The organism is Ligilactobacillus ceti DSM 22408 (assembly GCF_000423245.1).
Lineage (GTDB): Bacteria > Bacillota > Bacilli > Lactobacillales > Lactobacillaceae > Ligilactobacillus > Ligilactobacillus ceti.
This window is the reverse complement of sequence record NZ_KE383993.1, coordinates 17,508-43,102: the sequence shown is the minus strand read 5'-3', so window position 1 is coordinate 43,102 and position 25,595 is coordinate 17,508. Positions and strand designations below refer to the sequence as shown.

Here is a 25,595-nt window from a genome sequence, read left to right as displayed (position 1 = left end):
TGTAGTTACATAGTTATATTGCTTTTTTAGATCGTAACTTTTTCAAAGGAGGTTTTTATGAAAAAGAAATATTTATTTTTCACTTTAATTAGTATTTTTTGCATGGCTGCAAATTATGCTCACCCCGTCACACCAACTTATTTTAAAATGTTAAACCTCAGTAATTCCATGTTCGGGATCGCTTTTGCCGTTATGTCATTAGGGATGTTTATTTCATCACCTTTTTGGGGTAAGATGACTAGTTTGATCAACTCTAAATCAGCTATGGCGATTGGTAGTATCGGATATGGAATCGCCCAAATCATGTTTGCATTTGGCCATACAGTTCCAATTATTATTGCTGGACGTTTATTAGCCGGTTTAGCATGTGGTGCCTTTTTCGTGGGAACTTTAACTTATATTGCTAATGTAACGCCACCACAAGAACGGGGAGCGGCTTTAACTTGGAATGCAACGATCCAAACAGTTACCAGTGCTCTAGGTTATTTTGTGGGTGGTATTTTAGGTCAATATAGTCTCAATGCCGCATTTGCCTTACAAGTTGTCCAATTAATTTTAGTTGGGATTGCTTATTATCTTTTCTTAGAAAAAGATTTAACCACACCACAAGCTACTTTCAAAGAAATCATTCATGAATCTAATCCTTTAAAAGCATTCTTGGATGGTAAAAAATTCATGAATCGTTCCTTTAGTGCTTTATTTATATTATCAACTTTTGTTTTCTTAGGTTATACGGCCTTTGATCAAAGTTTTAATTACTATTTAAAAGATATGATTCATCTTTCCAGTGCTTATAACGGAATTTTCAAAGGTATTGTCGGATTAGTTTCGTTAGTTGCTAACTTAACAATTTGTATTTATTTATTGAAGAAAACAAATATTAAAAAAAGTATCTTGGTCGTACTTGGTTTAAGTGCAGCCGTGATGCTCATTACTATTTTTATCAAACCACTTCCGCTTTACTTAACTTTAAATTTTGTTTTTTATGGTGGTTATGCCATTACTGTTCCTTTAATTCAAGACTTAATTACTAATGAAGCTTCTGATAAAAATCGAAATATGGTCTTAGGTTTTTATCAAGCGACACAATCTTTAGGGATGATTATCGGCGCCTTTTTAGCTGGTGAAATGTACAAAATGCAACCACAAAGCCCCTTTGTTTTAGGTGCCTTAGCTTTTGTCATTGCTTTAGGTTCTGGTTGGGTTTATTTGAAATCAAGTCGGCAACCAAAATTAAATTCTGATATGATAAAAGAAACTAATTAATTTTGAGGTGAATTATGCAAAAACCGATTATGTGTGATGAAAATTTTTTATCCCAAAAATCAACTCCCGCCACACTAGCTGACCAACAAGTTATTTTTGATTTACAAGATACTTTAAAAGCCAATCAAGATTGTTGTGTTGGAATGGCAGCTAATATGATTGGCGTCTTAAAACGGATTATCATCGTTCAAATGGGGCCGTTTCCTGTAATTATGGTTAATCCGGTCATCACAAAAAAAGCCCAACCGTTTAATACTGAAGAAGGCTGTCTCTCTTTAGAAGGTACTCGTCCAACTAAACGCTATCGTCAAATCACAGTAAAATACTTAGATCAAAATTTCCAACCCAGAAAACAAGAATTTAGCGATTGGATTGCACAAATTATTCAACATGAAATTGATCACTGTGATGGTATTATCATTTAAATCAAAAATCCCTTTGCCAGTTATACTAGCAAAGGGATTTTTGAATTAATATTTTGTTTTATTATTTTTAAGTTTAAATTGAAGCCAAATTGATAATAATAAAGCAACACTTTCTAAGATAATAAATGTCATTAATGTGAATTGGTAGTTATGGAATTTTTGGTGTGTAAATGATAAAACAAGCGGTCCGACCACTCCGGCCATCGCCCACGCTGTTAAAATATAACCATGAATTGTTCCGAGTTCTTTTGTACCAAAAATATCACTTAAATAAGCTGGAATAACTGAAAAGCCCGCCCCATAACATGACATCACAATACATAAAGCAATCACAAAAACAATTGGTTCATGCCACCAAAGAAGACAACCTAACATAACAACATCAACGAAAAAGATCAAACTAAACGTTAAAGGACGTCCGATTAAATCAGATAACGTTGCCCAGACTAAACGGCCAAAACCATTAAAAATACCAATAATCCCAACCATTAATGCTGCTAATCCAACATTCATTTTAGTCATTTCTTGAGCCATTGGTGAGGCCGCTGAAACCAGCCCAATTCCACATGTAATATTAATAAAGAACATTAACCATAAGGCATAAAAATATGGACTTTTAAGTGCTTGGTTAGCTGTTTTTTCACTTTTTGTTTTAACAGTAATAGCATCTGAATTAATATGTTGTGGTAATTCTCCAGGTTGAGGTTTTTTGATAAATTGTGCCGAAATAATCATCACTATAAAATAAACCGCACCTAAAATATAAAATGTCTTCACCAAACCAAAAGCTGCCATTAATTTTTGCGCAACAGGACCTGTTAACATTGCTGCAAAACCAAATCCCATAATGGCCATCCCTGTAGCTAAACCACGTTTGTCAGGGAACCAACGAATAATAGTAGAAACAGGTGTAACATACCCCGCACCTAAACCTAAACCGCCTAACACACCATAAGATACATATAACATCCATAATTGCTGACTTTGAATTGCATAACCAGTCAACATAATCCCGCTTCCATAACAAATACTAGCAATCGTCCCAGTTACGGTTGGACTATATTTTTCCACTAAACGCCCCATAAAAGCAGCTGACATACCTAAACAAAAAATTGCAATACTAAATGCAAAAGCAACAGAAGCTTCACTCCAGTTTGTAGCTTGGGCAATCGGTTTTGTGAAGACACTCCAAGCATAAACCGAGCCAATCATTAAATGCAGTAAGATTCCGGCAATTGCTACCCGATATCTTTTTTCCATAAAAATTGATCATCCTTTATATATGTAATTTGAAAAGCTAATTTAAATTCTAGCATTTTTACATTTGTTAATCAACGCCAAAAACACAATATATAGAACATTCGTTTTTAACCCTCACTACATATTGTGTTATAAACAATAGAAAAAGCCTTCCGCTGAAGCACGGAAGGCTTTGTTTTTAATCGTTTTAAATTATAATTTTTCTTTGTCGATAATATTCAAACGTTCGTCCAATGTATATACCACTGGTTGGCCTGTTGCCATTTCAACGTCCATAATATCTTCGTCAGAGATTTCTTCGATATATTTTGTTAAAGCGCGTAATGAGTTACCATGAGCTGCAACAATAACATTTTTACCAGCTAATAAATCTGGTGCAATGTGATCTTGCCAGAATGGAATTACACGTTCTAAAGTAACTTTTAAGTTTTCGCCACCTGGAACTGTACGTTCATCTAATTCTGCATAACGACGATCGTTTGCTGCAGAACCTTCATCATCAGCACTCAATAAAGGTGGTAATACATCATAAGAACGACGCCAGATATGAACTTGTTCATCACCGAATTCTTCAGCGGCAACTGCTTTGTTTTTACCTTGTAAAGCGCCATAGTGACGTTCGTTTAAACGCCATGTTTTTGTTTCAGGAATCCATAATTGATCAGATTCTTCTAATGCGAAGTGTAATGTTTTGATAGCACGTTTTAAAACAGATGTGTAAGCTTGATCGAACTCGAGACCAGCTGCTTTAAGCTTGCGACCTGCTTCTTTTGCTTCGCGAACACCTTGTTCACTTAAATTAACATCTACCCAACCTGTAAAAAGGTTTTCTAAGTTCCATTCACTTTGTCCGTGACGGATGAAAACTAATTTTGCCATGTAGTATAAACCTCTTTCTTTGAAAAATAAAATAGTCTAATACAAATTTAATTTTACACCGAATTCCCTTAAATTAACAGAATTATTTTTCCAATTTACGTAAAGGTTGCTTACGAATACTTTTTATTTTAACGCCTAAAACATCTAAAATAAATGTAAAGATTGGAATACCAACAATTAATCCCCAAACACCAAATAAACGTTCAGCGATAAATAAAATAATAAATGTGTAAAAAATTGGTAAATCTGTTTTGCTAGACATTAATTTAGGATTAAGCACATAAGCTTCTAAAGCGTGAACAACCATTAACATAATCACGATATAAATCACATAACGAATTCCACCAACTGAATAACCAATAAAGGCCATTGGTAAAAATGATAAAATCACACCAGCTACCGGAATCATACTTAAAATAAAGATTAAAACTGATAATGTCACTAATTGTGGCATTTTTAAAATTGCTAAAAAGCCAGTTGTAATAATTGTATTAATTAAAGCAATCATAAACTGAGCTTCTAAAACAACACCAAATGTATTAGTGAATTTTTTAGCAAAATAATAAATATCTGAGAACAACCATGCATTTGGTCCTTCTAATAACTGACTGGAAAACTTCTTAACTTGTTTACATTCTACTGTATAGAAGAAACTCATTAACAATGACATAAAGAATGTGAAACTCATTGTCCCAATACTTGCTAAAGAACTAAATAAAAATGAAACCCCAGTTTTGGCTTGTTTCATAATTTCTGATTTGTTAATGTACATATTCACATATTTCATCAAATCATTTGTACCTTTTGGCGGATGTTGATAAAAATTCATTAAATAATTAAACATCGCTTCTGATTGTACAATTAATTTTGGAACATAAATCGTGATCGCTCCATACATAATTACAATGATCCCGAGATACAAAATAATAACAATTAAACTTGATGGTATTTTAATATATTTTTGGACAAAGCCAATTAATCTGATTACTAAGAAAGTAAAAATAAATGTTAACAAAATAACACTTAACATACTCCGCGCTAAAAACAAAATACTAATAATCCCTAATAAGACAACTGTCCGGCGCAAGCCTGTATTAGCGATAAATTTTTGCCATAAATTCATAAAATCCTCCCTATATTTACAATTAACTTCTATTTTACATTGTTTTACATAAAAATGCTTGTTTTATTCCCTTTTTAAACATAAAACCTCCCTGAATTTCTTCAGAGAGGCTTTAGGATATATTGTTATATTAGGGGGTCAAATCATTATCTAAATCATTTGACTTCATTATGATACATTGCGCACAATTATATTTCAAATGAAACGCTCTAATTTTGAAAGTTTTTTAAATTAGAATATTCTCATCAAGCAATTTTATTGAAACTAAATTTTTTTAAACGGTAATACTTGACTTTTCTTAAGAAAAAGCCTATATTTTGATTGTAATTTTATAATTTTACTAGTTAAATCATTAGAGAGAGATGATTTGAAGATTACATAAGATTACCTTACTTATTATTTGCAGAGAAAGTCGGCCACTTTCTCTGCTTGTTTTTTAGAACAATATAATATTAATTTAATTTTTTAACAAAAATCATTGTCTTAACTCAAAATAATCGTTATAATGTGATGTCTGTTATTTTACAAGTCTGAGTTTGTCAACTCATCTGAAAATAATTAACAGCATTCCCTTATAACAAACAGCGTAAACTCCCCTAAGTTTGCGCTGTTTTTTTGTTTATTTAAAATTAACAATTATCCCCAAACTTTATCATCACTCTGACAAACTATCTTTCATAACTTATACTTCGATTGGTATAATCAACAACTAATGATACCACTTGTTTTCATAAGGTTTAATCGGAGTTTGTCATTATTTTAAATCGCTTAAAACTTCTTTAGACATCAATCTTTCATTTGAAATCAACTTAATTAAGCTACTAAAAAGCAATTATTAACACCCCATCTCAGACTAATTTCTTTACTTGATTTCCTATTACTCCAGGTCTTTCCTCTCTTTTTAAAAAATTAATTACATGAAAAAAACATCCATTACTTTTTCATTTTACACCACATTAATATAAGTTAATTTATATAGCTTTTTTAGTAAAACGATTGACTGTCATTTAAAAAATCGACCTTTCCAATTAAAAATACGTACCAATGGTCTAGTTTTAATTAAATGTACTGATTTTAAATTTGTTTTTTTGAATCAAGTTTGGTTATGGTTAAAATAAAGCGTTTTTACAATAAGTTTTTATACTTATTTACGCATTTTGAACTTTTATAAACTTGCTTTTTAATAGCATTCAGTGTATGGTATAGGTGCAGATATTATGAATCCGAAAAAACGGGAGGTCCATCAAAATGGATGATACAATCATCGAAAAAATCGAATCACGCTCTGAACAAGATAAAGAATGGCGTTTATCAAGTCGCACAACAGGTAACTATGTAAATGTTATTTTTTCTAAAGATTTAGAAGAAAACATGAAAAAGAAACGTAATTTCTCTTTCAACCGTTTTGAATCAGAACAAATTAACCAATTAATGAGTTTAGTTGCTGAATTACCAGGAAACTATTCCTTACTAATTAATCAAGATGTAATTGGCTTAGATTATTTGCCAATCGACAAAGCAACAGCTCAACCATTATTACAAAAAATTAACTAATCAACACAAAAAGCTACCAATCGTTTGATTGGTAGCTTTTTTAATATCCATTAGGATGTTTTTGATGCCAATTCCAAGCTGTGGCAATAATTGTTTCTAAATTATCAAACTCAGGCTCCCACCCTAAAACATCACGCGCTTTGCGTGCATTTGCTACTAAACTATCCGGATCTCCCGGTCTTCTAGGCGCAACGACATACGGAATTTCTTGTCCAGTAACTTTTTGTGCTGTTTTAATAATTTCTAAATTTGAAAACCCAGTTGCTGAACCTAAATTAAAGACAGTCGATTGATTTCCTGCTTGTAAATATTCAACCGCTAAAAGATGAGCCTGTGCTAAATCAAATGGATGGACATAATCACGCACATTCGTTCCATCTGCTGTCTGATAATCATCACCATACAAGGCTAGTTCTTTTCTTTGACCTAAAGCTACTTGTAAAACTAACGGAACAAGATGCGTTTCTGGATGATGGTCTTCTCCCAAACTACCATCCGGTTTAGCCCCTGCAACATTAAAATAACGAAAAGCAACATACTCAATCCCATAGGCTTTTTGTGCCCAAAACATAATTTTTTCCATCATTAATTTACTTTCGCCATAAGGATTAATCGGCTCCGTAGCTGCTTTTTCAGTAATTGGTAAGACTTTTGGTATACCATAGACAGCTGCTGTGGATGAAAAAATAATTTTACGAATAGAGAACTCATGCATCACTTCTAATAATTTAATTAAACCACTTGTATTGTTATCAAAATATTTCAAAGGGTTTTGCATTGATTCTCCAACTAATGAATAAGCAGCAAAATGAATCACCGCTGTAATGGTTGGATTTTCTTTAAAAACACGGCGCATAAATGGTTGATCAGCTAAATCACCTTGATAAAAACGCGCTTCCTTGCTAATCGCTGCTTGATGACCAGTACTTAAATTATCCACAACAATAACTTCTTGTTGTTGCGAAATTAAATAATCAACCATATGGGAACCGATATAACCAGCTCCTCCGACAACTAAAATCGCCATTTTTCACCCTCCTTTTTTAGTTTAATTCTATCATTTTTAACCCACTTCTTAAAAGTCTAACTTGTCCAATTCCTTTTCTTGTGGTTAACTTAGATTTATAAAATTACAAAAAAGGAGTATTGAAATGGCAGAATTGGTATATAAACAAATTATTGCTGATCTCAAAAAACGTATTTTTGATGGTCAATTTACCAACTTGAAATTACCTGATGAAAGAACCCTTTCTGCAGAATATGATGTAAGTCGGAGTTCCGTAAAACGTGCTTTAAACCGCATGGCTAACGATGGCTTAATTTTCAAAAAACGCGGTTCCGGAACATTTATCAATCCGTTATATTTAAAAAATGAATCAATTTTCAATTACGAAGAAAGTTCCAACTTAGGTGTCACTGACAACTTCAAAATGGATGGCAAACGTCCGACAACAACCGTTTTAGATTTTGAAGTTATTTCTCCCACAGAAGAATTACAACGGGATTTATTCTTAAAACCAGATGACTTCGTTTATAAAATTATCCGTTTACGTTCTTTTGATGATAAACCATTTATGATTGAAACTGGTTTTATCCCAATTAAGATTGCACCGCAATTATCACGTTCTCAAATCGAAAAATCAATTTTTAACTATATGCAAAATGAACATAATCAATCTGTAACCAAATCTTTCTTATCAGTTTTTGCAGAACCATCAACAACTGAAGATCAAAATTTACTTAATTTAAAACCTACTGAACCGGTTGGCATTATGGAAGGGATTTTCTTCTTAGATAACGGAACACCATTTGAATTTTCTCATATGCGTTTTCACTATGATTATCTTAAATTTAACTCCTTTGTCTCAGTCGATCACTAAATAACCTAACAGCTCTCGCTTTGGCGGGGGCTTTTTATTTTACTATTAAAACTTATCGTTCTATCACTTTTATAAATTGGGTCGTACCAATTTATTTTTTGGTTGACATTTTGGTGAAAATCCGTATTATTAGAAGTGTAGTAAAGATTACAATCTTTAAAAAACAAAGGAGAATTACAAATGACAGTAGATTACTCATCTAAAGAATATTTGAACACACTTGACGCATTTTGGCGTGCAGCTAACTATGTATCAGTTGGTCAATTATACTTAAAAGACAACCCATTACTTCAACGTCCAGTTGTTGCATCTGACGTAAAAGTTAAACCAATCGGACACTGGGGTACAATCTCAGGACAAAACTTTATTTATGCACACTTAAACCGTGTAATTAATAAATATGATCTTGATATGTTCTACGTTGAAGGTCCTGGTCACGGTGGACAAGTTATGGTTTCTAACTCTTACCTTGATGGTAGTTATACAGAAATCTATCCTGAAATTACACAAGACGTTGAAGGTATGAAGAAATTATTCAAACGTTTCTCATTCCCAGGCGGAATCGCATCTCACGCTGCACCTGAAACACCAGGTTCAATTCACGAAGGTGGCGAACTTGGTTACTCAATTTCTCACTCAGTTGGTGCTGTTTTAGATAATCCAGACTTAATCGTTGCTGCTGTTGTTGGTGATGGTGAAGCTGAAACTGGTCCTTTAGCTGCTTCTTGGATGTCAAATAAATTTATTAACCCTATCAATGATGGTGCCGTATTACCTATCGTTGATATTAACGGATTCAAAATTTCAAACCCTACAATCTTATCACGTACAAGTGATGAAGATTTAGCTAAATTCTTCGAAGGTCAAGGATGGGCTCCTATCTTTGTTGAAGGCGATGATCCTGAAAAAATGCACCCAGCAATGGCTAAAGCATTAGATCAAGCTATCGAAGAAATCAAAGCTATTCAAAAGAACGCTCGTGAAAACAACGATGCTACAATGCCAGCATGGCCTGTAATCGTGTTCCGCGCACCTAAAGGTTGGACAGGTCCTAAAGAATGGGATGGCGCACCAATTGAAAACTCATTCCGTGCTCACCAAGTTCCAATTCCTGTAGATCAAGATCATATGGATCACATTGATGCTTTAGTTGAATGGTTAGAAAGCTACCGTCCAGAAGAATTATTCAATGAAGATGGTTCATTAAAAGAAGAAATCGCAGCAATCGCTCCTAAGGGTGACCGTCGTATGGCTATGAACCCACACACAAACCCAGGTAAATTAATCCGCGATTTAATCAAACCTGATTTCCGTGATTTCGCTCTTGATACAACAGAACACGGTAAAATCGTTGCTCAAGATATGTTAGTTTTAGGTGAATACTTAGAACAAGTAATCGCAAACAACGAAGAAAATGCTAACTTCCGTATTTTCGGACCTGACGAAACAATGTCAAACCGTTTAGCACCTATCTTTAAAGAAACAAGCCGTCAATGGTTACCATCTATTAAAGAACCTAATGACGAATTCTTAGCTCCAGCTGGTCGTGTTATTGATTCTCAATTATCAGAACACCAAGCTGAAGGTTTCTTAGAAGGTTATGTCTTAACAGGTCGTCACGGTTTCTTCGCTTCATACGAATCATTCTTACGTGTTGTAGATTCAATGCTTACACAACACTTCAAGTGGTTACGTAAAGCTAAAGAACAATCATGGCGTTCAGAAATTCCTTCATTAAACGTTATCGCTACATCTACAGTATTCCAACAAGATCACAATGGTTATACACACCAAGATCCAGGTTTACTTGGTCACTTAGCAGATAAGAAACCAGAATTCATTCGTGAATACTTACCAGCAGATGCTAACTCATTACTTGCTGTCTTTGATAAAGTATTAAACGATCGTGAAAAGATTAACTTAATCGTTTCTTCAAAACACCCACGTCAACAATTCTATACAGCTGCTGAAGCTAAAGAATTAGTAGACAATGGTCTTAAGATTATCGATTGGGCATCTACAGATCACAATGCTGAACCAGACTTAGTAGTTGCTGCTGCAGGTACAGAACCTAACTTAGAAGCTTTAGCTGCAATCTCAATCTTGCATGAAAAATTACCAGAATTGAAGATTCGTTTCATTAACGTTGTTGACTTATTGAAACTACGTAGCCCTAAAGTAGACCCTCGTGGTTTAACAGATGAAGAATTCGATCAATTCTTCACAAAAGACAAACCTGTTGTCTTCGCATTCCACGGTTTTGAAGGTTTAATTCGTGATATCTTCTTCGATCGTCACAACCATAACCTTCACATTCATGGTTACCGTGAAAATGGTGATATTACAACTCCATTCGATATGCGTGTTGTTAACCAAATGGATCGCTTTGATCTTGTTAAATCAGCAGTTCTTGCATTACCAGATGCTGATAAATACGGTCAAATCGTTGCTGAAATGGATGCTACAGTGGCTAAACACCACCAATACATCCGTGATGAAGGTCGCGATCTTCCAGAAGTTGAAGCTTGGGAATGGAAAGAACTTAAATAATTTCTCTCAAGTTTTAATTAACTAGTATATTTCTCCTAAAAAGTTAAATAAATAATAAACCACCATCTGCCAGTCTCTCAGATGGTGGTTTTCTAATATCATAAATTAAAAAGGTAGCTGTTATATAAACAGCTACCTTTTTTTGTTAAATTATGCTTTTACTAAATTCAATAACATTTTCATTTTTGTAACAGCTAAAACAGAATGTGGTTTTCCAAGTGGCATAATAATGGATTCCCCTGTTTTTAATTGATATTTCTCATCAGCTATCACAATTTCAGCTTCTCCATCTAAAATCGCAATAAAAGCATCACCAGGTGCTTGGTGAGTAGATAATCCTTCACCAACATCAAAAGCAAATACACTTAAATTCAGCTGATCATTTTTAGCTAAAGTTAAATTAGCGGTGGCCTCCTCAACATAGTCCACTAAATCTTTCACTGCAAATACTTGTTCTGCTGCAATATTTTTAATAATAGCCATGATAATATAACTCCCCTTTTATTTAATTAACATTAAAAAGCGACAATCTTGTGAAAATTGCAAACGATGTTCACAGTCTGGTGGGATTTTAAAATAACTTCCTGCTAGAATCTGAACAGTTGTTTGTTCCATTTCACATTCGATTACACCATCTAAAACACTATAAACTACTGTCTTAGCATATTTTTCAGAACTGATTTCTTCACCAGCTCCAGCCGCAAACATAACTAAAGTTGTTTGTTGATCTTCATAAACTTTACGCGAAATAATCATCTTTGCTTGTATCGATAAAAGTTCTCGCCAAGCTACAACTTCAAGTGTTTTAAGTTCTTTCAAATTATCACCCCTTTTTCAGCACTTATCTCCTAGTATAACGAAAAAAGTGCCTAAGTTAAATTACCTTTAATAATTTAACAACATCCGCATTCTTTGATTATGAACTAAAGCTTTCACGACAACTACCGCCAAAGTAGCCTTAATTAAATCACCTGGGATAAAAACCGTATTTCCTAAAATAGCTTGCATTAAAGGCATTTTAGTATAAACAGAAAGCCAAATCGATCCACATAAATCTACAAATAAAACACCTGCCACCACAACGCTAATCCATTGCAATACCATTTTATCCTTAGCTTGCATTAACTCTACACCCCTGCCAATTAAGTACGGTGTAACTAACCAAGCTAAAACATATCCGGCTGTCGGGCCAGTAATTACCGGAATAATAGATCTTCCACCCGTAAACACAGGTACACCTACAATTCCTAATAAAACAAACCCGACCACAGCCCAAGTTCCTTTTTTCTTACCTAATAATAAACCAGCCAACATAACTCCCATATTTTGAAAAATAATTGGTACGGGAATAAAACCTAATGGTAATGGTGGAATAAAACCTAAAATCACAATAATCGCTATCATAAATGCTATTTGAGTTAAATCTTTCGTTTTCATTTTCATATTTATAATCTCCTGCTTCTCTAAGTTAACCTTATTATAATTTTGGTTAACCATTTTTTCAATACTAGTTAACTAACTTGTTTAATAATCACTAGTTAATATAATAATCTGTGATTCATATATTTTGTAACATAAGTATTTTTACGCTTTAAAAACTACTAAAAACTCTCATTTTTTTCTCATTTTTAAAAGTATCATTGGTTTTTAATTAAAACGGTTTACCCTATGATATAAAGGTTTTTACAACTATCAAAACCAATGATTAAAATTTAATAAGAACCTATAAAAACGCTTTCGTAATTCTTCGTTAATAGGTGTATAATAATTTTTGTAAGTATCACTGTTATTTAAAGTTGTTTTTTAGCTTAGGAGGAATTTTTTATGACAAAATATAAAATTATTATGGATACTGATCCTGGGATTGATGATGCAGCCGCTTTATCAATGGCATTAAACGAACCTCAAATTGATCTTCGTTTAATTACCACAGTTGCAGGTAATGTTAGTTTAGATAAAACAACCAAGAATGCTTTAACAATTGTTGATTTCTTCAACAAAGATGTTCCAGTTGCTGCTGGTGCCAAACAACCATTGATCAAACCATTAGAAGATGCATCTCATGTCCATGGTGAATCTGGTATGGCTGGTTATGACTTTGATGCTCCAACAAGTAAACCACTTGCAAAAAATGCCATCGAAGCTTTACGTGATGAAATTATGAACAGCGATGAAAAAATCATCCTCGTACCAACTGGTTCATATACAAATATTGCTTTACTTCTTTCTCAATACCCTGAAGTTAAAGAAAATATCGAAAAAATTATCTGCATGGGTGGATCACTAGGACGTGGTAATATGACAAGTGCCGCTGAATTTAATATGTTTACTGATCCACATGCTGCTAAAATTATGTTCAATGCTGGAATTCCATTAGTCATGGTTGGTTTAGATGTGACTTTAGCTGGTCGAATTACAGATGAAACATTAGCTAAAATTAACGAAATGGGTCGTGGCGGTAAAATGTTACATGATATTTTACTTTGCGATTTTGACCGTGATGAAACAGGTACTGCTGTCCATGATGCACAAACAATCTTCTACTTATTACACCCTGAAGCTTTTGAAACAAAAGATTATTGGGTTGATATTATTACAGAAGGACCTGCTAATGGTGAAACAGTTGCCGATGTCCGTGCTGCTTACCACGATGGTAAAACCAACGCTAAAGTTTGTCTAACTGTTGATAAAGAAGCTTTCAACGATTGGTTTGTCAGCGTTGTTCGTGATCATTTCGAAAAATAATTATTGATATAACAAAACACCAAACAATCTGAAGAATCAGATTGTTTGGTGTTTTTAATTTTTTTAATTTTAATTATATTTTATTTTATTTTAACATATCAGGATAAAGCGGATATTTAGCTGTTAATCCAGCTACATCTTCTTTGGCACCTAAAATATCACCTTTAATTAAAGCTTTTTCAAAAACAGTGGCAATAATGTCCATGTCTTCTGTTTGTAACCCACGAGTTGTAATTGCTGGTGTCCCAACACGCACACCACTTGTAACAAATGGGCTTTCTTTATCAAATGGAATCGTATTTTTGTTAGCTGTAATATTAACTTGTTCTAAAATAGCATCTGCTTCTTTACCAGTCATACCAACAGCACTAACATCAACTAATAACAAGTGATTATCTGTTCCACCAGAAACAATTCTAAAGCCACGGTCTTGTAAGCCTTGCGCTAGCGCTTTAGCATTAGCAATAACTTGTTTTTGATATTCAACAAATTCTGGACTAAGAGCTTCTTTGAATGCGACTGCTTTCGCAGCAATAATGTGCATTAAAGGACCACCTTGAATACCTGGGAAAACAGCCTTATCAATTTTCTTAGCATAATCAGCTTTACATAAAATCAAACCACCACGAGGGCCTCTTAATGTTTTATGTGTTGTTGTTGTTACAACATCTGCAAATGGAACTGGTGATGGATGTAACCCTGCAGCGACTAACCCAGCAATATGGGCCATATCAACCATGAAAATAACATTATTTTCATGACAAATGCGTCCAATTTTTTCAAAATCAATTGTACGTGGATATGCTGATGCTCCAGCTACTAATAATTTTGGTTGATGTTCTTTAACTAAGTTTTCTAATTCTACATAGTCAATCATTTCTGTTTCAGGATCAACACCATATGAAACGAAATTATAATATTTACCAGAAAGGTTAACTTTTGATCCGTGAGTTAAGTGTCCACCTTGATCTAAAGACATCCCCATTACAGTATCGCCCGGTTCTAATAAAGCAAAGTAAACGGCTGTGTTAGCTTGTGCACCTGAGTGAGCTTGGACATTAGCATGATCTGCTTTAAATAATTCACAAGCACGATCAATACATAATTGTTCAATTCCATCAACAAATTCACAACCACCATAATAGCGACGGCGTGGTAAACCTTCCGCATATTTATTAGTTAAGTGACTTCCCATGCAGTCTAAAACAGCTTCTGATACGAAGTTTTCCGACGCGATCAATTCTAAGTGATCTTGTTGGCGTTTTAATTCGGCCTCCATTAATTCAAAAATAGCAGGATCTTGAGCTTTGACATGTTCGTAACGCAAATTTATTCCTCCTAAAAAATCTATCTATTAGACTAAATTTTTGCTTAATTAAAATCTAGACGCCTACATTTTAGCATATTCTAAGAACTTTTGGCATGCATCTCACACTTTTTAAATAGTTAAAATGAGAGTATTTCTGGTTATTTTTAACAGTTTTATTATTAAAACTATCGCGAACTACTTTTAGTCTTTTTTTATAATTAACTAAGTAATTACCTAACATTAAATTGTGCACTATTTTAAAAAAATAAATTTTCACAACAAACCAATTTAGTATTTAAAGTATCTTATCTGACACAAGTTACGTCCATAAAACTTCCACAATGGCCAAAATACCAAATCCAACGCCTAAAATCAAAGAGGAGATAAACCCAACCATATCAGCTTTTCGTTTATAAAATTTGTATTTATATAAATATTCCGTAGAATAGCTACACCAAAAAATAGCCATGACCACATGAGCAGCATATCTATCTTTAACCACAAACAAACTGAATGTGATAAATAGCACTGAAAGTCCCCCCGCAATTTTAAAAGCTAAGTTACGACTTGTATTTAGCGCATTTACTTCACCTTCATCAATTTGTTCTTGACGACTTTTTTCTAAAATTTCTTCTTTATCCATAAATTATCCCTCCATCACCCTGACAAGTTTTCTTTACATTACATATCTTAACATACGTAAAGTAAACTTGGCAACATTTTTGTAATTCTGTTCTAATTTGCTCTAGTATCCCTGATTCTATTTAAATTACAACTAGACCTTTTTACATTCCTAAGCTATATTTTACATAAACTTAGATTTTTTTAGCTTTACATTTATTTGTTTTTTGTTACATTGCTCCAAATTTTTTAATTCTACTAAAAAAGCTCCTTTTTACATCGAAATTTTTTTATTAAAATTAGACTGCTTTGACTTAATTTTTTTTAATGTAGAATTTTAATATTTAATTAGTAAATTATGAGATTTGGGTCTATACTTGATAGAAAATACATATTTTTTACGTATTTTAGAATATAAAATTTCAAAAGGAGTTATCTTGTTATGAAGAAAAAAATCACCCTCTTTGGCTTAATTATGATGATTTTTTCAACAATCTTCGGTTTCGCTAACTCTCCGATTGCCTTTGACCAAATGGGCTACGCAAGTATTATTTGGTATATTATCGGAGCTATCTTTTTCTTCTTACCAGTTTCTTTAATGTTAGCTGAATATGGTTCAGCTTATAAAGAAGCAAAAGGTGGTATTTATTCTTGGTTAGCTGAATCAGTTGGTGAAAAAACAGCTTTTATCGGTACTTTTATTTGGTTGGCTTCTTGGATAACTTGGTTAGTATCTACCGCATCTAAAGTTTGGATTCCTTTTTCAGCCTTCCTCTTTGGTCGTGATACAACCCAATCCTGGCATGTCTTTGGCCTTTCCTCAACTGAAACCATCGCACTCTTAGGTGTTTTATGGATTTTAGTAATCACCTTTTTCTCGGCTCGAGGAATGGATTCAATTTCTAAAATTTCATCCATTGGTGGAGTCTTTGTTATCTTATTAAATGTCGTTTTCTTAGTCGCAAGTATTGTGACTTGGATCGCCAATAAAGGTCAGTTAATGGAACCAATTAATGGTATGTCTTCCTTTATTCATTCTCCTAATCCACAATTTTCATCACCAATTGCGATTATTTCCTTCGTAATTTATGCAATCTTTGCTTATGCTGGTATGGAAACAATGGGTGGGGTCACTGATGATTTAGAAAAACCAGAAAAAACTTTCCCTAAGGCCTTAATTTTTTCCACAATCTTAATCACAATTAGTTATTCTGTAATTATCTTCCTTTGGGGAGTAAGTACTAACTGGAATCAATTATTAAGTGGATCACATGTTAACTTAGGTAATGTAACTTATGTCATGATGCATAATTTAGGTGTTACTTTAGGTCATTCCTTACACTTATCAGAAGCAACTAGCTTAATGTTAGGTAGCTTAATTATTCGCTTTACTGGTTTAGGTATGTTTATCGGTTATTTAGGTGCTTTCTTCGTAATTGTTTATTCACCTATTAAATCTTTAATTCTTGGTTCTGATAAAACCCTTTGGCCAGCTAAAATGACTAAATTAAATAAAGCTAATATGCCGGCTTATACAATGTGGGTTCAAGCAATTATTATTTCCATCTTTATCTTATTAATTTCTTTTGGTGGGACATCAGCTCAAAAATTCTATGTAATTTTAACTGATATGGGTAACGTTTCTACTTCCTGTCCATATATTTTCTTAGTAGCCGCTTTCCCATTCTTCAAAAAACGAACAGATATTGAACGTCCTTTTGAAATTTTCAAAAATAAATTATGGACAAATATTATCGTGGTAATCGTCTTAATCGTCTTGATTGCCAGTGTGATCTTCACTTGCTTAGAACCTGTTTTAAATCACGATTATGATACTGCCTTTTGGACAGTTATCGGACCAATCTTCTTTGGTGGTGTCGCTTGGATTTTTTATGCCATTCGCGAACGTCGCATGAAAAAGAATGCTCAATAAAATTCTCACAAAAAAGACTTTGTCGTAATATACGACAAAGTCTTTTTAATTATCACGATTAATATATGAAAAAGCATACTTTGCAGTAAACAAAGTAGTTGTACCTAGTAAAACAGGAATATATTCCCATTCATGTCCATCTGTAAAATAACTTACTACTAAAAATAAAACAAAGATTACCAGATATTCACTAATTGCGGCCACAAGACTAGACCAACCTTTTTCCTGATAATTCTTTTTAATTTTTTGGTATGTTCCTACGACTAAAATCAACAGTGTAATAGCCGCCAACACCATAAACGTCCACTTAAACCAAGTAGCTAATCCAGCACCAGCCGTTACCACATAATGAATCATACTAATTAAAAGCATAACAACAGTTACACCAATACTACTAAATAAAACTTTTTGATATTTTGCTTTAAACATTGCTGTTCTCATTTCTCTAATTTATTTTCTTATTCTATCTTAACGAATCACAATTTTTTGTCAAATCTAAATCTAATTACAAAACTTACTTTTTATAAGCTGAAATGGTTGGTTTGTCTCCTAAAAACTTATATAATATAAGTATCCTATGAAATGCGGTGATTTCTATGCAAATAACAATTACACCAGCTGCACAAGCTAAATTAGAAGAAAAATATCAACCAAGTGAAAATATGTTTATTTTAGATTTAGATGATGGTGTTAGCTCACTTTCTGAACAAGGAAACTGTGCTTTAATCCAAAAATTCAAAATCTATCGTATCAAAATTGCTGAATTACCTTGTGAATTTAATCAAGAAATTCCAAGTAACTTTTCCCATATTTATTCACATCCTGATGCAGAAATGTTTTTTGATACAACAATGAAAATTGACCTTAATCCACAAAATCAAACGCTAATTTTATCAGGTGCCCATAGCGGTATTTTATCTGACCCTTTAGAATTAATTGATTTAACTGATTAAACAAAAGAAGCTACTAAATTAATTAGTAGCTTCTTTTTATTTATCTGAAGTTTGAGTTGTATCTTGAACAACCTTAATTTGATTAAGTTTTTGATCAATTTCAAGATGCGTAATATCAAATGGTAAATCAATTCCCAATTTATCGAACTCTGTTTTCATCGCTTCGTTTAAATAATAACGTGCAAACATGAATTTTTTCTCGCGCACAAATACCCGAATTTCAAAAATTAACGATGATGCTCCAATTTCATACATACCAATCACTGGATCGGTATCATCGATAAAGAACAAATCATCACGTCTTTTTTCGATAATTTCTCGAATTGTATCTTTAACTTGTTTGATATCACTATCATAACCGACACCAACTTGTAAAATTAATCTTCGGTGTGCATTATCTTTTACATTTACTACTTCATTTGAAATTAAGCGTGCATTTGGAATAATAATTTCAGAATTTTGGAAATCGACTAATGTTGTATAGAAAATTTCAATTTTTTTCACAACACCTTCAAAATCATTATATTTAATAACATCTTCTGCTTTAATTGGACAAAATGTTAATAAAATTAATCCACCAAAAAAGTTAGCCAAAATATCTTTAAATGCAAACCCTAATACTAAAGAAAAGGCGCCCACCATAGCTGTAATTCCTGATAAATTAATCCCTAATAATTTGAAAATCACTAAAATCAAGACTAAATCAATCACAACGGAAATCATACTTAATAAAAAGCTCGCAATGGCTGGTGTATTAGCTAAAAAGTTTTTAAAAATCTTTTCGAAAATAAGTTTGAATAAATTACGAATTTTACTAAAGAATATAATAATCAACAATGCAATAATGGCACGAATACTATGCTCTTGGACATAGCGGAAAATCCGATCAAGATTAAAATAATTCGAAAATTGCGAAAAATTTTCATTTGTAACAACTTTAGTTAATAAATAATTCCCCATAAAAAACTCCTTTCTAATCATTTTATAGTTCAATTTTAGCATTATTTTAGTGTTTTTTATAATATTTACATCATTTCAAATAAAAAACTACCACAAGAAAATTCTTTTGGTAGTCCATTTGCATAAATTTATTTCAAGTAGTCTAATCTTGATTCTGCCAAGGCTTCATTTAATAAGTTTGTATTATAAACCACTTGCGCATCATCCCAATTCATAATTTGACTCATAGCAGCCAAATAAGCCTCTTTTTTAGCAATTAATTGTTCTGAATGGAATAACAATTTATTCGTACGACGCAAGAAGAAATCAACTGGATTTAAGACCATTTCTTCAAAAATCGCATAATGCAAACTAATTGTTTCTGCTAAAGTTAAACCTTCAGCTGCTTGAACATCATTTAAATAATACACCACGCGTCCTAAATTTGATCCATATAAATTAGCTAATTCAAACGCTTCATGATCCGGAATTCCTTTATCAATCGCAATCTTTTGATAGAATTTAATCGTTTCATCCACATTCGTTGGATCAAAATGTCCACCGGAAACTTGTAAACTAGTCGAATCAATTTCCGCTACTGCCATACCAAATCGTTCCTGTAAAACATCACGAATTAAAGTTAAAGCACCAGCTGCCATTTTACGATAATCAGTAATTTTTCCACCGGTTAAAGTAATTAATCCATCTTGTCCCAAATCTAAAGATGATCCTCGTGAAACTTGGGATGGATTTAAAGTTTGTTCCGAATTAGATGATTGTAATTTACTAATAGCTTTTTCCACATCACTTCGCGTAGCTGTTTGGTTTTGATAAGCCATAACGACATCGATTAAATTATTAAATGAATCAGGTGACACTTTACCAGTATTAGCCGTCCCGCCATTATAATCAGAACTACCATTTGAGGCAATCAGTGGACGAATGCCTGCCCAGCTACCTTCAATATCATTAATCGTTAAATTAATATTTGGATAACGTTGATTTAAAGCTGTTAATAGGTAATCAACATCATTTTGTTCCACTTTTGGATGCGCATAATCACCCGTATAATCAGTATCTGTTGTTCCAAAATACGTCTTACCTTCCCGTGGTACAACGAAAATCATCCGCCCATCACCTAAGCCAGAATCAAAATATGTTGGTTGTGGAACATTTAAACGACTTTCATCAATAATGAGATGAACACCCTTAGTTGGACGCAGACTTTGACCAGGTCCATTCAATTGATCCAATTCGGTTACTCGTTCAGCCCAATGTCCCGTTGTATTAATCACAACTTTAGCTTTGATAGTAAACTCTTCTTTAGTTACTGTATCAAGTGCCCGCACACCATTAATAACACCAGCTTCATCATGTAGCATCCCAATTGCTTTAACACGACTAGCCATCAAACCACCGCGCTCAGCAGCTTCTTTGATATTTTCAATTACTAAGCGTGCATCGTTATTAACAAAATCTAAATACACGCCACCACCTAGTAAATTTTCAGAAGTTAATTCCGGTTCTCTTTGTAAAACTTCATCACGGGTAATTGTATAATTCGCATATTGAGTTCCAGTAATCCCAGCTAAACGATCATATAAATCCATAGCGATTTTAACGCTAAACATATCATATGTCGCTGTTGGATCAGCATAAATCGGTAACAACATAGGAGCTGGTTTAGGAATATGTGGTGCTATTTTTTGTACAATTGCTCGTTCTTGAACAGTATCAGCCACCACACCAACATCAAAATTCTTTAAATAACGAATTCCACCATGGACTAATTTTGTGGAACGTGAACTTGTCCCTTCTGCAAAATCTTGCATTTCAATTAATCCAGTTTGTAAATCAGATGCAACTGCTTGTAAAGCAACTCCTGCACCTGTAATCCCTCCACCAATCACTAATAAATCTAGTTCTGTTTCTTTTAACTTAGTAATAATTTGATTTCTTGTTTGATATGAAAAATCCACTAAAAACGCCTCCTTTGATTTGCGCTATTAATCCTCCGCGGAAAATACTTGTGTGGCAGCAACTGCTTTTTTCCAACCACGATATAATTTTTCGCTTTCAGCTAGTGGCATTTGTGATCTGAATCGTTGCCCCACATTGAAAATAGCTTCAATTTCCGTTAAATCTTGCCAATATCCAACACCTAACCCAGCCATAAAAGCAACGCCTAAAGCTGTGGTTTCTAAATTAGCAGCTCTTTCAATTGGCATTTCTAAAATATCAGCTTGGAACTGAAGTAAGTAATCACTCTTAGCAGCTCCACCATCAACCCGTAAAGCAGGGATTTTAATATTAGTATCCCATTGCATTGTATCTAAGACATCACGTGTTTGATACGCTAAGGACTGTAAGGTTGCCTTAATGAAGTCTTGATCAGTAGTCCCACGTGTGAGTCCAAAGACTGCTCCCCGTGCGTTACTGTCCCAATATGGCGCTCCTAAGCCAGTAAACGCTGGTACAACATAAACTTCATTGTTATTTGTTGATGCCATCGCTGCTTCACCAGATTCTTGCGCATCATTAATTAAATGCATTTTATCACGTAACCATTGAATAGCAGATCCCGCAACGAACACAGATCCTTCCAAAGCATAATTCACTTTACCATCTAAAACATAACCAATCGTTGTTAATAAATTATGTTTAGAATAAACAGGTTCATAACCAGTATTCATCACAATAAAAGAACCTGTTCCATAAGTATTTTTAACCATTCCTTTCGTCAAGGCTAATTGGCCAAATAAGGCAGCTTGTTGATCTCCTGCCATACCAGAAATTGGCACCGAACTACCATAAAAATGGTATTCCAATGTTTTTCCATAAACTTCAGAATTTGATTTTACTTCTGGTAACATCACTTGGGGAATATTTAATAAATCTAAAATTTCTTGATCCCAAGTTAAATCATTAATATTAAATAACATCGTCCGACTAGCATTTGTATAATCTGTCACATGAGCTTGTCCACCTGTTAATTTCCAAGTCAACCATGTATCAATTGTCCCAAAAAGCAATTCTCCTTTTTCAGCACGTTCTTGCGCTCCTGGAACATGATCGAGAATCCAACGAATTTTTGTTGCTGAAAAATAAGCATCCACGACTAACCCGGTTTTTTTGTGAATCATTTCAGCATAACCTTTTTCTTTTAGTTCATCCGCAATTTGACTCGTTTGACGTGATTGCCAAACAATCGCATTATAAATCGGCAAGCCTGTATGTTTATCCCAAACAACTGTCGTTTCTCGTTGATTAGTAATACCAATCCCTGCAATTTGATGTGGTTGAATTCCTGAATCGATAAAGGTATTTGCTACCGTGGATAAAACCGCATTCCATATTTCAGTTGCATTATGTTCGACCCACCCTGGTTTTGGAAAATATTGTGGAAATTCACGTTGAGCATCCACAACTTTATTTCCTTGATGATCAAAAATAATGGCACGGGTACTCGTTGTCCCTTCATCAATTGCCATAATATATGACTCAGCCATTAGTGCTTCACTTCCTATCTTTGAGATATTTTATTTTTAGTTAATTCACTTTTTTGAATGAAAACGTTTAATACTAATATAATACTATATTTGCGTGATTTTAGGCAATTTCCTTTTAATTCGTTTATATTAAGTAATAATCGGTTTTATTTCAATTATTAGAAAAACTCTAACTTAATAATAAGTTATTTATGAAAAAATTTTCTTTATAATTATCTTTTAACCTTTCTTTTATTTGTCGAAGATGTTACTATATTAAAGTCTTGAAACAATTAACTTAATATGTTTCGCACAATAAAATTGTGTAAAATGTATTTTCCTGTTACAATTAATGTAATGTAATTGCTCAAGATGCATTAGATATAGGAGGACAAAAATGGAAGAACACCGTCCACACAAAGTTCAAGACGAACTTTGTTTTGCAATTTACTCTACTCAAAAAGCTTATAATAAATTTTATTATGAATCATTAAAACCTTATAAATTAACTTATTTACAATTTATAACTTTATTAGTACTCTGGGATGCCCCTAAATCCGGTTTAATCGTGAAAGAATTAGGTTCACAACTGGGTCTCGACTCTGGGACATTAACACCATTATTAAAACGGATGGAAAATAAAGGCTGGGTAACTCGTGATAATTCTGCTGCAGATGGTCGTAAATTAGTCGTTCAATTAACTGATAAAGCATGGGATTTAGAAGATGATATTAAAGATCATGTTAGTGATTGTTTCGCAACTTCGAACTTAACTGAAACAGAATATGTAAAAAAAGTTAATCAAGTTAAAGAAATTTGTCAACGAATTGAAAAAATTGAGTTTTAAACTCAATTCAAAAGGCACTGAGAAAATATTCTCAGTGCCTTTTTTCTTACACTTTTCAAAGAGAGCGTTTTCTTGTTTAAGATTTATTTAAAATGACCAAAAATCCAACTAAATCCACTGCAATCATTTATTTTTTTCGTTAACCTGGATTAGACATCTATTTTTTAGGTAAAATATTTGTCAAAAATATTCCAGGAGGTTTTATTATCTTTGAACATTTTACAAAATCGCGCATTATTACCGGGATTGTTTTAGCAGCTATTTCAGCTAGCATGTGGGGCATATCAGGAGCTGTTATGCAATACGTCTCACAACAATATACGCTCTCGGCTATCTGGTTCCTTTCTTTACGAACGCTAAGTTCAGGAATCATTTTATTACTAATTAGTTGGTTTCTATATGGTTCCACGATTTTCCAACTTTTTAAATCCTTCAAATTAATAGCTTGGTTATTAGCTTATGTAATTATTGGCTTAATGACTAATATGCTAACTTTCTACTGGGCCATTCAGACGGGGAACGCTGCTGCAGCCACCATCTTACAATATCTCAGTCCTCTCGTGATCGTTTTAGGAAGTTTACTTTTTAAACACGAATTACCGCTCCGCTCTGATTTAATCGCTTTTACACTTTCTTTATTCGGAATTTTTTTAGCTTTAACGAAAGGTGATTTTACACAACTTTCGATTCCTAAAATATCACTTTTTTGGGGAATTATTTCTGGGATTACTGCGGCTTGCTATATTGTTTTTCCACGTCCAATTTTAAAGGAATGCCCCCCTTTAGTTGTCCTTGGTTGGGGAATGTTCATTTCAGGCATTCTTTTCAATTTTTATCATCCCTTATGGTCCCAACCACCACACTTATCTGGGAAATTAATCCTTTCACTCATCACAATTATTCTCATTGGTACAATTCTACCTTTTATCTTTCTTTTATACAGTTTACACTTTGCACCATCTGATGTAGTGGGGATTATGGATGCTCTCCAACCCATTACAGCCACCTTTTTAAGCATTCTTTTTTTGGGCGTACCTTTTTCTTGGATTGAATTATTAGGTTCCTTACTAGTGATTTTAGCCATTTATCTATTACAAAGAGGAAGAAAAAAACTCGAAGACACTCCCCTCAATACAAACTCTTAATTGTTAACTTGATTAAAAATCAGCTATACTATAATAGAAATCAAAATTCAAAGGAGTTTTACATTATGAAAACTATTACTGGTGTCTTTATTCGTCACGGTTTTTCGCAAGCTAATCAAGCTTTACGAATCGCAGGTGTAACTGATATCGATTTAACAATTCCTGGTATTGAAGAACTTGAAGTTATTAAAGAAAAGCAACTCTTCCCAGCAACTGATTTATACTTTTGTTCCCCAATGAAGCGCACAAGAACAACTTTTAAAACTTTATTAGGCGAAAAAGATCATACTGTCTTTTTAGATGAATTTAAAGAACTTGATTTTGGTGATTTAGAATGGGAACTCTTTGAAAAAGCTGATTTACCTGATCTTTTCAGCAAATGGTATGACAACCAAACTCGTGATAATGTTGAAAATCAAGTTGATTTCACTCAACGGATTACAGCCGGTCTCAACGAAATTTTAACATCTTGTACCAACGATAATGCACAATCATTCACTTTAGTCAGTCATAGTTGTGTCATGCGTCAAATCATTCATATTTTCCAACCATTAACAAAAGAAGAATTTTTAAATTATCATATCGCAAATGGTCATGGCTTTATTGCTCAAATTACTTATGATGAAACAAATAACCAAATTACAAAAACAAGTTTACAATATGTTTAATCTAAAACAG

General features: G+C 33.3%; 24 protein-coding genes. 11 read left to right on the top strand and 13 right to left on the bottom strand.

The genetic code is table 11. The features are described from left to right. Nucleotides 1-57 precede the first annotated feature (57 nt). Nucleotides 58-1,266 carry an MFS transporter gene (locus tag G540_RS06980; protein WP_081653534.1) on the top strand — a complete coding sequence of 403 codons (1,209 nt, stop codon included), beginning with the start codon at nt 58-60 and terminating at the stop codon, nt 1,264-1,266. Between the two features lie 14 nt (nt 1,267-1,280). After that, complete coding sequence (locus G540_RS0103085; protein ID WP_027106834.1) at nt 1,281-1,691, top strand: peptide deformylase; 411 nt, start codon at nt 1,281-1,283, stop codon at nt 1,689-1,691. 45 nt (nt 1,692-1,736) lie between these two features. On the opposite strand, the gene G540_RS0103080 is transcribed toward G540_RS0103085, so the two are convergent. The 3 genes from G540_RS0103080 to G540_RS0103070 form a co-directional block, all read right to left on the bottom strand. Further along, on the bottom strand, nt 1,737-2,951 hold the full coding sequence (locus G540_RS0103080; protein ID WP_027106833.1) for an L-lactate MFS transporter: 1,215 nt from the start codon (nt 2,949-2,951) through the stop codon (nt 1,737-1,739). 192 nt (nt 2,952-3,143) lie between these two features. Continuing rightward, nucleotides 3,144-3,830 (bottom strand): 2,3-diphosphoglycerate-dependent phosphoglycerate mutase, encoded by a 687-nt coding sequence (locus tag G540_RS0103075; protein WP_027106832.1) that lies wholly within the window; start codon nt 3,828-3,830, stop codon nt 3,144-3,146. Nucleotides 3,831-3,912: 82 nt separating this feature from the next. Beyond that, on the bottom strand, nt 3,913-4,953 hold the full coding sequence (locus tag G540_RS0103070; protein ID WP_027106831.1) for an AI-2E family transporter: 1,041 nt from the start codon (nt 4,951-4,953) through the stop codon (nt 3,913-3,915). A gap of 1,248 nt (nt 4,954-6,201) precedes the next feature. Between G540_RS0103070 and G540_RS0103065 the strand changes: the two genes are divergently transcribed. Continuing rightward, nucleotides 6,202-6,507 (top strand): hypothetical protein, encoded by a 306-nt coding sequence (locus tag G540_RS0103065; protein WP_027106830.1) that lies wholly within the window; start codon nt 6,202-6,204, stop codon nt 6,505-6,507. A 40-nt stretch (nt 6,508-6,547) separates the two neighbouring features. Here the strand turns inward: G540_RS0103065 and galE are convergent, their stop codons facing one another. Then, on the bottom strand, nt 6,548-7,534 hold the full coding sequence (gene galE / locus G540_RS0103060; protein WP_027106829.1) for a UDP-glucose 4-epimerase GalE: 987 nt from the start codon (nt 7,532-7,534) through the stop codon (nt 6,548-6,550). Nucleotides 7,535-7,658: 124 nt separating this feature from the next. Between galE and G540_RS0103055 the strand changes: the two genes are divergently transcribed. Beyond that, complete coding sequence (locus G540_RS0103055; RefSeq protein ID WP_027106828.1) at nt 7,659-8,387, top strand: GntR family transcriptional regulator; 729 nt, start codon at nt 7,659-7,661, stop codon at nt 8,385-8,387. 180 nt (nt 8,388-8,567) lie between these two features. Continuing rightward, nucleotides 8,568-10,937, top strand: a complete 2,370-nt coding sequence (locus G540_RS0103050) for a phosphoketolase family protein (protein WP_027106827.1) — start codon at nt 8,568-8,570, stop codon at nt 10,935-10,937. Between the two features lie 150 nt (nt 10,938-11,087). Here G540_RS0103050 and G540_RS0103045 read toward each other — a convergent pair whose 3' ends face one another. The 3 genes from G540_RS0103045 to G540_RS0103035 all read right to left on the bottom strand — a co-directional run bounded on the left by G540_RS0103045 (nt 11,088) and on the right by G540_RS0103035 (nt 12,374). Next, a complete protein-coding gene (locus G540_RS0103045; RefSeq protein ID WP_027106826.1) occupies nt 11,088-11,420 on the bottom strand; it encodes a cupin domain-containing protein in 333 nt (110 codons plus the stop codon). Nucleotides 11,421-11,438: 18 nt separating this feature from the next. After that, nucleotides 11,439-11,756 (bottom strand): cupin domain-containing protein, encoded by a 318-nt coding sequence (locus G540_RS0103040; RefSeq protein WP_027106825.1) that lies wholly within the window; start codon nt 11,754-11,756, stop codon nt 11,439-11,441. Between the two features lie 66 nt (nt 11,757-11,822). Then, the gene (locus G540_RS0103035) at nt 11,823-12,374 is read right to left on the bottom strand and encodes a biotin transporter BioY (protein WP_027106824.1); all 552 of its coding nucleotides are present in this window, start codon (nt 12,372-12,374) and stop codon (nt 11,823-11,825) included. A 387-nt stretch (nt 12,375-12,761) separates the two neighbouring features. Between G540_RS0103035 and rihC the strand changes: the two genes are divergently transcribed. Further along, entirely contained in the window at nt 12,762-13,682 is a 921-nt protein-coding gene (rihC, locus tag G540_RS0103030; protein ID WP_027106823.1) for a ribonucleoside hydrolase RihC, read from the top strand. 85 nt (nt 13,683-13,767) lie between these two features. On the opposite strand, the gene G540_RS0103025 is transcribed toward rihC, so the two are convergent. Next, nucleotides 13,768-15,009 carry a serine hydroxymethyltransferase gene (locus G540_RS0103025; protein ID WP_191975846.1) on the bottom strand — a complete coding sequence of 414 codons (1,242 nt, stop codon included), beginning with the start codon at nt 15,007-15,009 and terminating at the stop codon, nt 13,768-13,770. A 301-nt stretch (nt 15,010-15,310) separates the two neighbouring features. Further along, nucleotides 15,311-15,634, bottom strand: coding sequence for a DUF6442 family protein (locus G540_RS06975; protein WP_051188947.1), 324 nt, complete (start codon nt 15,632-15,634; stop codon nt 15,311-15,313). A gap of 420 nt (nt 15,635-16,054) precedes the next feature. Here G540_RS06975 and yjeM point away from each other — a divergent pair, with 420 nt between their 5' ends. Next, nucleotides 16,055-17,545 carry a glutamate/gamma-aminobutyrate family transporter YjeM gene (gene yjeM / locus G540_RS0103015; RefSeq protein WP_027106821.1) on the top strand — a complete coding sequence of 497 codons (1,491 nt, stop codon included), beginning with the start codon at nt 16,055-16,057 and terminating at the stop codon, nt 17,543-17,545. A 45-nt stretch (nt 17,546-17,590) separates the two neighbouring features. On the opposite strand, the gene G540_RS0103010 is transcribed toward yjeM, so the two are convergent. Beyond that, complete coding sequence (locus G540_RS0103010) at nt 17,591-17,986, bottom strand: hypothetical protein (RefSeq protein ID WP_155885133.1); 396 nt, start codon at nt 17,984-17,986, stop codon at nt 17,591-17,593. 155 nt (nt 17,987-18,141) lie between these two features. Between G540_RS0103010 and G540_RS0103005 the strand changes: the two genes are divergently transcribed. Beyond that, complete coding sequence (locus G540_RS0103005) at nt 18,142-18,498, top strand: iron-sulfur cluster biosynthesis family protein (protein WP_027106819.1); 357 nt, start codon at nt 18,142-18,144, stop codon at nt 18,496-18,498. Nucleotides 18,499-18,534: 36 nt separating this feature from the next. Here G540_RS0103005 and G540_RS07245 read toward each other — a convergent pair whose 3' ends face one another. The 3 genes from G540_RS07245 to glpK form a co-directional block, all read right to left on the bottom strand. Beyond that, entirely contained in the window at nt 18,535-19,458 is a 924-nt protein-coding gene (locus tag G540_RS07245; RefSeq protein WP_051188946.1) for a mechanosensitive ion channel family protein, read from the bottom strand. 128 nt (nt 19,459-19,586) lie between these two features. Further along, on the bottom strand, nt 19,587-21,416 hold the full coding sequence (gene glpO, locus G540_RS0102995) for a type 1 glycerol-3-phosphate oxidase (RefSeq protein ID WP_027106818.1): 1,830 nt from the start codon (nt 21,414-21,416) through the stop codon (nt 19,587-19,589). A gap of 27 nt (nt 21,417-21,443) precedes the next feature. Next, nucleotides 21,444-22,946: a glycerol kinase GlpK gene (gene glpK / locus G540_RS0102990; RefSeq protein WP_027106817.1), complete on the bottom strand. Its 1,503-nt coding sequence runs from the start codon at nt 22,944-22,946 to the stop codon at nt 21,444-21,446. Between the two features lie 376 nt (nt 22,947-23,322). On the opposite strand from glpK, the gene G540_RS0102985 reads away from it, so the two are divergent. The 3 genes from G540_RS0102985 (at nt 23,323) to G540_RS07240 (ending at nt 25,585) form a co-directional block, all read left to right on the top strand. Continuing rightward, nucleotides 23,323-23,772 carry a MarR family winged helix-turn-helix transcriptional regulator gene (locus G540_RS0102985; RefSeq protein ID WP_027106816.1) on the top strand — a complete coding sequence of 150 codons (450 nt, stop codon included), beginning with the start codon at nt 23,323-23,325 and terminating at the stop codon, nt 23,770-23,772. 206 nt (nt 23,773-23,978) lie between these two features. Next, nucleotides 23,979-24,917, top strand: a complete 939-nt coding sequence (locus G540_RS0102980) for a DMT family transporter (protein ID WP_035463587.1) — start codon at nt 23,979-23,981, stop codon at nt 24,915-24,917. Nucleotides 24,918-24,982: 65 nt separating this feature from the next. After that, nucleotides 24,983-25,585, top strand: coding sequence for a histidine phosphatase family protein (locus G540_RS07240; protein ID WP_051188944.1), 603 nt, complete (start codon nt 24,983-24,985; stop codon nt 25,583-25,585). The last annotated feature ends 10 nt before the right edge of the window (nt 25,586-25,595 follow it).